The 11,776-nt window shown below is 74.1% G+C and carries 6 protein-coding genes; all 6 read left to right on the top strand.

Annotated elements, in window-relative coordinates; translation table 11 throughout:
• Positions 1-68 precede the first annotated feature (68 nt).
• Positions 69-2,207 (top strand): xanthine dehydrogenase family protein molybdopterin-binding subunit, encoded by a 2,139-nt coding sequence (locus M878_RS52720; RefSeq protein ID WP_023544530.1) that lies wholly within the window; start codon positions 69-71, stop codon positions 2,205-2,207.
• Entirely contained in the window at positions 2,200-3,375 is a 1,176-nt protein-coding gene (locus tag M878_RS52715; protein ID WP_023544529.1) for an XdhC family protein, read from the top strand. Before M878_RS52720 ends, M878_RS52715 begins: the two co-directional genes overlap by 8 nt.
• A gap of 57 nt (positions 3,376-3,432) precedes the next feature.
• Positions 3,433-4,674: an FAD-dependent oxidoreductase gene (locus M878_RS52710; protein WP_031223786.1), complete on the top strand. Its 1,242-nt coding sequence runs from the start codon at positions 3,433-3,435 to the stop codon at positions 4,672-4,674.
• A gap of 367 nt (positions 4,675-5,041) precedes the next feature.
• Positions 5,042-5,404 carry a YciI family protein gene (locus tag M878_RS52700; RefSeq protein ID WP_023544525.1) on the top strand — a complete coding sequence of 121 codons (363 nt, stop codon included), beginning with the start codon at positions 5,042-5,044 and terminating at the stop codon, positions 5,402-5,404.
• Complete coding sequence (locus M878_RS52695; RefSeq protein ID WP_023544524.1) at positions 5,391-6,641, top strand: RNA polymerase sigma factor; 1,251 nt, start codon at positions 5,391-5,393, stop codon at positions 6,639-6,641. The genes M878_RS52700 and M878_RS52695 overlap by 14 nt, the downstream gene beginning before the upstream one ends.
• Positions 6,642-6,918: 277 nt before the next feature.
• Positions 6,919-11,776 (top strand): type I polyketide synthase (locus tag M878_RS52690; RefSeq protein WP_023544523.1); only part of this gene is annotated, 4,858 nt, incomplete at its 3' end.

Below are 11,776 nucleotides of genomic sequence, written 5' to 3'. Positions count from 1 at the left end.
TACAAAGTGGACCTCATCCGCAATCTCGTGGTGGCCGTCCTGTCCGAACTCGCCGAGGAGGCCGCACGATGACCACCGTCACCACCGGGGTGCCCGTACGGACGCCCTCCGTCGGCACCGCGCACACCCGCATCGAGGGCCGGGACAAGGTCACCGGAGCGGCCCGCTACGCCGGTGAGGTGCCCTTCGCCGGCCTCGCGTACGGCTGGCTGGTGCTGTCCACGGTCGCCCGCGGCCGCATCCGCGCCCTCGACACCGAGCCCGTTCTCGCCATGCCGGGCGTCCTCTCCGTCCTGGACCACCGCAACGCCCCACGGGTCGAGACCGACTACACCGGCCTGATGGGCATGCGCCCGGATCCGACCATCGCCGTCTTCCAGCACGACCAGGTGCCCCACCTCGGCTGGCCGGTCGCGCTGGTCGTCGCCGAGACGTCCGAACAGGCCCGGGAGGCCGCCGAGGCGCTCGTCGTGCACTACGAAGAGGAGCCCCACGACGTCGAGTTCGGCGGCGAGCACCCGGACGCCTACCCGGTGGACGGCCATCTGCCCGCGGTGACGGAGAAGGGCGACCTGGACGCCGCACTGGCCTCCTCGGCCATCGTCGTGGACGCCGAGTACACGACCCCCGAAGAGCACCACAACCCGATGGAGCCGCACGCGGCGACCGCCCGCTGGGACGGCGGCCGCCTGGAAGTGATCGACTCCAACCAGGGCGCCACCTGGGTCGTCGGCGAGCTCGCCAACCTCTTCTCGCTCGATCCGTCCGCCGTCCGCGTACGCTCCGAACACGTCGGCGGCGGCTTCGGCAGCAAGGGGGTACGCGCCCACCAGGTGGCCGCCGTGATGGCCGCGACCGTCCTGCAGCGGCCGGTACGAGTCGTCCTGACGCGGCGACAGATGTTCTCGCTGGCCGGCTATCGCAGCCCCACCACCCAGCGCGTCCGGCTCGGCGCCGACGCCGACGGACGGCTGCGCGCCCTGGAGCACCGCTCGCTCAGCCTGACCTCCACGGTCCACGAGTTCATCGAACCGAGCGCCGCGGTGGCCCGGGTGATGTACGACGCCGATGCCCATCACACCGCCAACCGTGTCGTGCGGCTGGACGTGCCGACCCCGACGTTCATGCGTGCCCCGGGTGAGGCGCCGGGGTCGTTCGCGCTGGAGGCGGCGCTGGACGAACTCGCCGAGAAGTGCGGGATCGACCCGATCGAGCTGCGCCTGCGCAACGAACCCGACAAGGGGCCCGTCTCCGGCCTGCCGTTCGCCGGCCGTAATCTGGCCGCCTGCTTCCGGGAGGGTGCCCGCAGGTTCGCCTGGGCGGACCGCGACCCGCGCCCCGGGCTGCGCCGGGACGGCCGCTGGCTGCTCGGTACGGGTACGGCGGCGGCCTCCTTCCCGTCCGGCGCCGCGCCGTCCACCGCGACCGCGACCGCGCACCCGGACGGCACCTTCACCGTGCGGATCTCCGCGGCCGACATCGGCACCGGGGCCCGTACCGCACTGACCCTGGTCGCCGCGGACGCACTGCGGGTGGCGCCGGAACGGGTCCGCGTGCGCATCGGGGACAGTGACTTCGGACCGGCGATGATCGCCGGCGGTTCCATGGGCACCCGCTCCTGGTCCTGGGCCATCAAGACCGCCGCCGGCGAACTGCTGGAGCGGCTGGCCCTCGGCGCCGACATCCCGCCCGAGGGGATCACGGTACGGTCCGACACCGCCGCGGCCATCGGTGCCCTCGCGCCCGCCGAACGCCACTCCTTCGGCGCCCAGTTCGCCGAGGTCGCCGTGGACGTCACCACCGGCGAGGTGCGCGTGCGGCGCATGCTCGGCATCTTCGCGGCGGGCCGGATCGTCAACCCGCTCACCGCACGCGGGCAGTTCCTGGGCGGCATGATCTGGGGCATCTCCATGGCCCTGCACGAGGAGGCCGTCCGGGACCGCGCCTCGGGCGGCCATGTCGGCGCCGACCTCGCGGGCTACCACGTGGCGACGCACGCGGACGTACCCCGGATCGAGGCCGACTGGATCGAGGACCACGACCCCGACGACCCGGTCGGCATCAAGGGCATCGGCGAGATCGGCATCGTCGGCGCCGCGGCCGCTGTAGCCAACGCGGTCTGGCACGCGACCGGCGTACGCCACCGGAGCCTGCCCATCCGGCCGGACCGCGTCCTGTCGGCCGCCGCGGGAGCACCGGATGCTTGACCTGGCCGGCGAGTTGCGGCGCTGGATCGAGGAGGGCCGGGAGTTCGCCGTCGCGACCGTGGTGGCGGTCGGCGGCAGCGCACCGCGCGGTCCCGGCGCCGCCCTCGCGGTCGACAGCGCCGGCACCGTCATCGGCTCCGTCTCCGGCGGCTGCGTGGAAGGCGCGGTGTACGACCTGTGCCGGGAGGCGCTGCGGACTGGAACGAGCGTGCTCGAACGGTTCGGCTACAGCGACGAGGACGCCTTCGCCGTGGGACTGACCTGCGGCGGGACGATCGAGGTCCTGATCACGCCCGTCGCCGGGCCGGCGGCGACGGTCCTGGCGTCGGCTCTCTCGGCCGCCGCCCGGAACGAGCCGGCGGCCCTCGCCCGGGTCGCCCGCGGCCCGGCCGAACTGCTCGGGCGTGCCCTGCTGGTCCGGTCCGACGGCACGTACGAGGGTGATCTCGGCGGCCACCCGGACCTGGACCGGACGGCGGCGGCCGAGGCCCGCGCCCTGCTGGAGGCAGGCCGCACCGGCGCCGTGGACCTCTCGGCGAGCGGAGCGAGACGGGGGTCCCCCCGGACGGAGTCCGGGGGAGGCTCGCACTGCCCCGCCGGTGTCACCCTGCTGGTGGAGTCGAACGTGCCGCCCCCGCGCATGATCGTCTTCGGTGCGGTCGACTTCGCGTCGGCGCTGGCCCGGGCCGGGAAGTTCCTCGGCTACCACGTGACCGTCTGCGACGCCCGCCCGGTGTTCGCCACGCGGCACCGCTTCCCCGATGCCGACGAGGTCGTCGTCGACTGGCCGCACCGCTACCTGAGCCGCACCGGGACCGACGCCCGTACGGTCCTGTGCGTGCTCACCCACGACGCGAAGTTCGACGTGCCGCTGCTGAAGGCGGCGCTGCGCATGCCGGCGGCGTTCATCGGCGCGATGGGTTCGCGCCGCACCCACGAGGACCGCGAGCGCCGGCTGCGGTCGGAAGGAGTGACCGAGGCGGAACTGGCCCGGCTGCGCTCGCCGATCGGCCTCGACCTGGGCGCCCGCACACCCGAGGAGACCGCCCTGTCGATCGCGGCGGAGATCGTCGCCGTCCGGCAGGGAGGGACGGGCGTCCCCCTGACCGGTTCGAACACGCCAATCCATCGCGACAGCGCGGCACCGGGGAGGTCGGCGGCCGCCTGAAGGAGTAGAATATTCATCGACCGATGAATTACTGCTCTCGTGAAGGGCGGCACTGCCATGGAACGGACCACGTGCTGTGTCGTGGGCGGCGGCCCCGCGGGCATGGTGCTCGCCCTGCTGCTGGCACGCTCCGGTGTCGACGTGACGGTGCTGGAGAAGCACGGTGACTTCCTGCGCGACTTCCGCGGCGACACCGTCCACCCCTCCACCCTGGCGCTGCTGGACGACCTCGGTCTGGCCGAGCGCTTCGCCCGGCTGCCGCAGCGCCGGGTGCACACCGTCCAGCTGCCGGTCGGAACAAGCCGCTCGAACGTCACGGTCGGAGACCTCTCGGTGCTGCCCGGTCCCTACAACTATGTGGCGATGGTGCCCCAGTGGGACCTGCTGGACCTGCTCGCGGACGAGGCGGGGCGCGAGCCGGCCTTCCATCTGCGGATGAACACGGAGGCGACCGACTTCCTGATCGAGTCCGGGAGGGTGACCGGGGTGCGCTACCGCACCTCCGACGGCCGCACCGGCGAGCTGCGTGCCCTCCTCACCGTCGCCTGCGACGGCCGCGGCTCACTGGCCCGCGCCCGGCCGGAACTGGGACTGCACGGCTTCGCCTGCCCGATGGACGCCTGGTGGTTCCGGCTGCCGCGCCGGGAAGACGACCCGCAGGGGCTCGTCGGCGCCGCCGGTGACCGCTTCCTGACCGCGATGATCGACCGCGGCGACTACTGGCAGTGCGCCGGGCTCATCCCCAAGGGCACCGACGCCGAGCGCCGCGCCGCCGGCCTCGACCGCTTCCTGGCCCAGTTCGCTGCCGCCGCACCCTGGATGGCCGGCCGCGTGCACGCCGTGCGCTCGTGGGACGAGGTCAAACTGCTCGACGTACGCCTGGACCGGCTGCGCCGCTGGCACCGCCCCGGCCTGCTGTGCATCGGCGACGCCGCGCACGCGATGTCCCCGGTCTTCGGCATCGGCATCAACCTCGCGGTGCAGGACGCCGTGGCCGCCGCCCGCTGTCTCACCGGGCCGCTGCGCCGGGGCACCGTGGGCCTGCGCGACGTACGCCGGGTGCAGCGCCGCCGCCTTCCCACCACCGTCGCCACCCAGGCCCTCCAGCGCACGGCCCACGCCCGCTTCATCGCCCCTGTCCTGCAGGGCAGGCCGCCCCTCGGGAGCGCCGCCAGGGCCCGGCGCGTGGCCCGTCTGCTCGCCGAGTCCCGCTGGGTCCGCCGGATCCCCGCGTACTTCATCGGCTACGGCGCCTTGCGAGAGCGGCCACCTGCCGCGGCCGTCCGGCAGCAGCCGTAGCGTCGCCGTCGCCGGGCCCGAACCCGTGGGTCCGGGCGCTGCGCGACGAAGCCACCCGTACCTACGCCGTGGACCTGTACGCGCAGCTGCACACCTGGGTGACCGACGCGGTACGACGCGGGATCGCGTCCGGCGAGTTCACGCCCACCGACGTGGACGAACCCTGCGCGCTCGTCCTCCCCTGAGCGACGCCCACGGCATCCGTCTCATGCTGCGCGACCCCACGGTCACCCTGGACGGCGCGCTCACCGCCATCCGGCACCAGGTGTCCGCGGTGCTGGGCCTGCCCGAGGACATCCCGGTGGACTGAACCGGCGACCCCTGTCCCGTCGGCGCCGGCTTGTTCGTCGTGAAGGTAGAGACAAGCATGACGACCAAGGAGGACACCATGAAGTACGTACTGCTGCTGACCCGCGGCGCCTGGCAGGAGGAGGGCTCCGAGCAGGAGCGCGCGGAGGTGTTCGACGGGATCGTGGAATGGTTCACCAAGCACCGCGCCGACGGGACGATCGTCGAGGCCAACCAGCTGCGCGAACCCGAGACCGCGACGACGGTCGTGGTCGAGGAGGGCCACTCCAGCATGATCGACCGCCCGCTGCTGGAGGCCAAGGAGGCGATCGGCGGCTACGCGATCGTCGAGGTGCCCGACCTGGACGCCGCCCTGGAACTGGCGGCGAGCTTCCCGGTGCCCGACGGAAAGGTGGAGGTGCGTCCGATTGTCGAGCGCTGACCCGGTCGGCGCCCAGGCCACGCGGTCACTGATCGAGCGGGTCTTCCGCGAGGAGGCGGGCCGGCTGACCGCCAGCCTGGTCCGCCTCCTCGGCGACTTCGACCTGGCCGAGGAGATGGTCGGCGAGGCCGTCGTGGAGGCACTGCGGCGCTGGCCGAGCACCGGCCCGCCCCGGCGCCCCGGAGCCTGGCTGCTCACCTGCGCCCGCAACAAGGCCCTCGACCGGATCCGCCGCGAGGCCCGCTTCAAGGACCGGCTCCCACAGCTCGCAGCCCGCATCGAGGCCCTGCCCGACTCGGCCGAGCGCGAGCCCGACGACCGTCTGCGGCTCATCTTCACCTGCTGCCACCCGGCCCTGGACCCCGACGCGCAGGTCGCCCTCACGCTGCGTGCCGTGGTGGGCCTGACCACCGCCGAGATCGCGCGGGCGTTCATGGTGCCCGAACCCACCCTCGCCAAGCGCGTGACCCGGGCCAAACGGAAGATCGCGACGGCCGGCATCCCCTACCGCGCGCCGGAACCCGAGGAGCGCGCCGAACGGCTGCCCCAGGTCATGCGCGTGGTGTACCTGGTCTTCAACGAGGGCTGCTTCACCACCGGAGGAGACCTGGGCGTGCGGCGCGAGCTGGTCGACGACGCGGAATGGCTGGCCGCGCTGCTGGCCGCCGCCCTGCCCCAGGAGCCGGAGCCCCTCGGCCTGCTGGCGCTGATCCGCCTGCACGCGGCCCGCTGGCCCGCTCGCCTGGACGCCGGCGGACGGCTCGTACCGCTTGCCGACCAGGACCGCACGCGCTGGGACGCACAGCGCATCCGCAGCGCCACCGCCCTCATCGAGCGGGCCGCCTCGCTCGGGCGGACCGGGCCTTACCAGATCGAGGCCGCCATCACCGCCGTACACTGCGAGGCACCCGGCTGGAAAGAGACCGACTGGCCCCAACTGCTCCGGCTCTACGACATGTTGCTGGCCCTCGACCCCTCACCGGTCGTACGCCTGAACCGCGCCGTCGTCATCAGCCACACCGAAGGCCCGGCCGCCGCACTGGCCCAGGTTGAGGCCCTCACCGGCCGGCTGGCCCGCTACCACCTCTTCCACGCCACCCGGGCCGCACTCCTGCGCGACCTCGGCCGCGAGGAGGAGGCCGCCGCGGCCGACCGCGAGGCCCTGCACCTCACCGCCAACCCCGCCGAACGCTCCCTGCTCACCGCCCGCCTGCACGGCGACGAGGGCACCGGCTGAGCGACCAGGGCGTTGTCTCTGACGCAGACGGAGGCGTCGTCCCGTCGGCATGGGCGCTGAGTCGTCGCGCGCCATCGCATGCCTTCCCGGTGCCGGAAGGTGTGTTGTTCCCCAGGACCCCTTACCCCGTGCAGGGGCCCCTGGGGGCTGTAGGGGTGTCCTGCGTCATCGGTGCCTGCCTAGCCTCCGACTGCGGAGGAGAAGCGGACCGGAAACCGTCCGGAGACGATCCGCACGGCCGAGGCCCTCACTTCGATCTCGATCGGATGGCGCGCTGGTGACTAACGAAGAGCAACTGCTCGACTATCTCAGGCGGACAACCGCTGACCTGCGAGAGGCGCGGCGACGGCTGCGCGAGAACGAGCAACGCGCGCACGGCCCGGTCGCCGTCGTCGGCATCGGCTGCCGCTACCCGGGCGGCGTCACCACACCCGAGGACCTGTGGGACCTGGTCGCCTCGGGGACCGACGCGGTGTCCGACTTCCCGGCCGACCGCGGCTGGGACGTGGACGCCCTGTACGACCCCGACCCGGACGCCACCGGCAAGACCTACGCCCGCACCGGCGGATTCCTGCACGACGCCGCCGACTTCGACTACGACTTCTTCGGCATCAGCCCCCGCGAGGCCCTCGCCATGGACCCGCAGCAGCGGCTGCTCCTGGAGATCTCCCACGAGGCCTTCGAGCGGGCCGGCATCGTCCCGGCCGCCCTGCGCGGCAGCCGCACCGGCGTGTTCGCCGGCGTGATGTACAACGACTACGCCACCCGCCTCACCTCCGTCCCCGACGACCTCGACGGCTACCTCGCCAACGGCAGCGCCGCCAGCATCGCCTCCGGCCGCGTCGCCTACACCTTCGGCCTGGAGGGACCGGTGGTCACCGTCGACACCGCCTGCTCCTCCTCGCTGGTCGCCCTGCACTGGGCGGTGCGGGCGCTGCAGTCGGGGGAGTGCTCGCTCGCCCTGGCCGGCGGTGTCACCGTGATGTCCACACCGGAGACCTTCGTCGACTTCAGCCGGCAGCGCGGGCTCGCGCCGGACGGCCGCTGCAAGGCGTTCGCCGCGGCGGCCGACGGCACCGGCTGGGGCGAGGGCGCCGGCATGCTGCTGCTGGAACGGCTCGCCGACGCCCAGCGCAACGGCCATCCCGTGCTCGCCGTCATCCGCGGCAGCGCCGTCAACTCCGACGGCGCCAGCAGCCGGCTGACCGCGCCCAACGGCCCGTCCCAGCAGCGGGTCATCCGGCAGGCGCTGGCTGGTGCCGGGCTCTCCGCCGCCGACGTCGACGTGGTCGAGGCGCACGGCACCGGCACCGCCCTCGGCGATCCGATCGAGGCCCAGGCCCTGCTCGCCACCTACGGCCAGGACCGCGCGGAGCCGCTGCTGCTGGGCTCGGTCAAGTCCAACCTCGGGCACACCCAGGCCGCCGCGGGTGTCGCCGGGGTCATCAAGATGGTGCTGGCCATGCGGAACGGCGAGGTTCCGCCGACGCTCCACGTCGATGCCCCAAGCGACCAGGTGGACTGGAGCGCGGGCGCCGTCGAACTGGCCCTGGAGCGGCGCCCGTGGCCCGACGCCGGCCGGCCCCGCCGCGCCGCCGTCTCCTCCTTCGGCATCAGCGGCACCAACGCGCACGTCGTCCTGGAACAGGCGCCCGACGAACCGGTTTCGGCCGAGGACGGGGACAACCCGGCCACGAGCGGGGGGAGTTGCGTCGCCTGGATCGTCAGCGGGCGCAGCCGTCAGGCCCTCGCCGGGCAGATCGGGCGGCTGCGTGAGCACCTCGACGCGCATCCCGGCACCCGCCCCGCCGACCTCGGTCTGTCGCTGGCCACCACTCGTGGCCAGTTCGAGCACCGCGCCGTCGCAGTCGGCCGGGACACCGCCGGCCTGCTCGCCCAGCTCGCCGCCGCGACCCCGCTCACCCCGGTCGGCGGCAAGACCGCCTTCCTGTTCACCGGCCAAGGAGCACAGCGGGTCGGCATGGGCCGGGCCCTGCACCGGGCCTTCCCGGTGTACGCGGAGGCCTTCGACGCGGTGTGCGCACTCGCCGACCGGAGCCTGGAACGGCCGCTCGCCGAGGTGATCGACACCGACGGCAACCTGCTGACCCGTACCGACTACGCGCAGATCGCCCTCTTCGCCACCGAAGTGGCCCTGTACCGCCTCCTGGAGTCCTGGGGCGTGACCCCCGACCACCTGGCCGGTCACTCCGTCGGTGAACTGGCCGCCGCCCATGTCGCCGGCGTGCTGTCCCTGCCGGACGCCGTGCGGCTCGTCCTCGCCCGCGGCTCCCTGATGGCTGCCCTGCCCGCGGGCGGCGCCATGGCCGCGCTGCGCGCCACCGAGGACGAGGTCACCCCCCACCTGGACGACCGGGTCGGCCTCGCCGCCCTCAACGGCCCCCGCTCCGTGGTGATTTCGGGCGCCGAGGACGCCGTAGACGCCGTCGCCGCACGCTTCGCGAAGAGCAAGCGGTTGAAGGTCTCGCACGCCTTCCACTCGCCGCTGATGCGGCCGATGCTGGCCGGCTTCGCCGAGGTCGCCGCCCAGTGTGTTTTCGAGGAGCCGCGCATCCCCATCGTCTCCACGCTCACGGGCGCCCTCGCCGACCCGGCCGACCTGTCCACGCCCGAGTACTGGGTGCGCCACGCCCGCGAGGCCGTCCGCTTCGCCGACGCCGTCACCGCCCTGCACGAGCTGGGCGTACGGACGTTCCTCGAAGTCGGCCCCGACGCGGCCCTCACCGCCCTGGCCGCGGACTGCCTGCCCGAGGACAGTGTGACCGTCGCCGGGCTGCGTCGGGACGGTGACGAGGAACGCGACCTGGTCACGGCCGTGGCCCGGCTGCAGGCGGCCGGCACCGCCGTGGACTGGACGGCGTTCTTCGCCCCGCACGACGCCCGGCGCACCGCTCTGCCCACCTACGCCTTCCAGCGCGAACGCCTCTGGCTGGAGGCCACCGGCGGCGGCAGCGGCGACGCCGACGGCCTCGGGCAGAGCGCCACCGGCCATCCGCTGCTGACCGCCGCGACCGAACTGCCCGACACCGGGGGAGCGGTGCTCACCGGCCGGCTCTCCCTCGCCTCCCATCCGTGGCTGGCCGACCACGCCGTACACGGAACCGTGCTGCTGCCCGGCACCGCCTTCGTCGAGATGGCTCTGCGGGCCGCGGAGCGCAGCGGCTGTGACACCGTCGGCGAACTCACCCTGCACGCCCCGCTGATCCTTCCCGAGCAGGGCGCACTGGCCGTCCAGGTCGCCGTCGGCGGGGAACGGGACGGACGCCGGGAGCTGACCGTCTGGTCCCGCCGCGCCGACACCACCGACACCCCGGACACCCCGTGGACCCGCAACGCCGCCGGTGTCCTCACCTCCGCACCCGCCGACGAGGCGCGCCCGGCGGACCTGACCGCCTGGCCGCCCGAGGGCGCCGAACCCGTCGATCTGGACGGCCTCTACCCCGGCCTGGCCCGCACCGGCTACGGCTACGGCGAGGTCTTCCAGGGCCTGCGCTCCATGTGGCGCCGCGGTGACGAACTGTTCGCCGAGGCGGCCCTGCCCGAGAGCGCCCGCGCAACCGCCGCCGCGTTCGGCGTGCACCCGGCCCTCCTGGACGCCGTCCTGCACGTCAATCTGCTCGACCTCCCCGGCGGCCAGGCCGTGCTGCCGTTCGCCTGGGGCGGCGTCACCCTGCACGCGGCGGGCACCGACACCCTGCGCCTCCACCTGTCCCCGTCCGGCTCCGACGCCGTCACCCTCGCCCTCGCCGACGCCACCGGCGCACCCGTCGCGACCGTGCGCAGCCTCGTGGCCCGCCCCGTCTCCGCCGAGCAGCTCGCCGGGGACGGCGACGACCCGCTCCACCGGCTCGACCTCGTCCCGGCACCCGGCCCGGCCACGGCCGCCATGCCCGCCCTGGCCGTGTGCGGCCTAGGCAGCGCAATCCTTGATGATGCCGACCGCGCCGACACCGGTCTCGACGCGCCCCAGTACCCCGACCTCGCCGCCCTCACCTCCACCGACCAGGTCCCCGAGCTGGTGGTCCTGGCCGTACCGACCGCGCCCGACGCCGTAACGGACCTGCCCGCCCTGGTACGGGACCGGGTGAACGCCACCCTGGACACTCTGCGCACCTGGCCGGCCGACGAGCACCGTGCCGACCGTCGGCTGGCCGTGCTCCTGCGCACCGGCGACCTCACCCACGCCCCGCTGTACGGACTCGTCCGCGCCGCCCAGGCCGAGAACCCCGGCCGGTTCCTGCTGGTCGACAGCGACGGCAGCGCCGGCCCGGGCCCCGCTCTCGCCACGGCCCTCGCCTCCGGCGAACCGGAGGTCGCGGTGCGGGACGGCGAGGTACGGGTGCCGCGGCTGGCCCGCGCCAAGCCCGGCGGACCGCTCGCCTGGGACCCGGACGGCACCGTCCTGATCACCGGCGGCACCGGCGGCCTCGGCGCCCTGATCGCCCGTCACCTGGTCACCGAGCACGGCGTAAGGCGCCTGCTGCTGGCCGGGCGGCGCGGCGCGGACGCCCCGGGGGCGACCGAACTGGGCGATGAATTGACCGAGTTGGGCGCCGAGGTGACCCTCGCCCGGTGCGACGCCGCCGACCGCGCAGAGCTGGCCGCGCTGCTCGACGGGCACGGGCACGACGTACGGGCCGTGGTGCACGCCGCCGGCGTCGTCGACAACGGTGTGCTGGCCACCCTGGACGCGGACAAGGTCGACCGGGTGCTGCGGCCCAAGGTGGACGCCGCCTGGAACCTGCACGAACTGACCCGCGGCAAGGACCTGTCGGCCTTCGTGCTGCTGTCCTCCACCGCCGGTCTGCTGGTCGGCGGCGGCCAGGCCAACTACGCCGCCGCCAACACCTTCCTCGACGGCCTCGCCGCGCACCGCCGTGCACTCGGCCTGCCCGCGGTCTCCCTCGCGTACGGCCTGTGGTCCGGCTCCGGCGGCATGAGCGCCGGCATCGACGCCGCCGACCTGGAGCGGCTGCGCCGCCTCGGCCTGCCGCCGCTGACCCCGTCCCAGGGTCTGCGCACCTTCGACGCCGGACTCAGCGCCGAGGACGCCGTACTGGTACCCGTACGGCTGGACGCCGCCGCGCTGCGCGCCCGGCCGGACGGCGTACCCG

Source organism: Streptomyces roseochromogenus subsp. oscitans DS 12.976, from assembly GCF_000497445.1.
In the GTDB taxonomy this organism is placed as follows: Bacteria; Actinomycetota; Actinomycetes; order Streptomycetales; family Streptomycetaceae; genus Streptomyces; species Streptomyces oscitans.
Note: the sequence above shows the minus strand (reverse complement) of the source record. Positions and strands in the feature narration are given on the sequence as shown.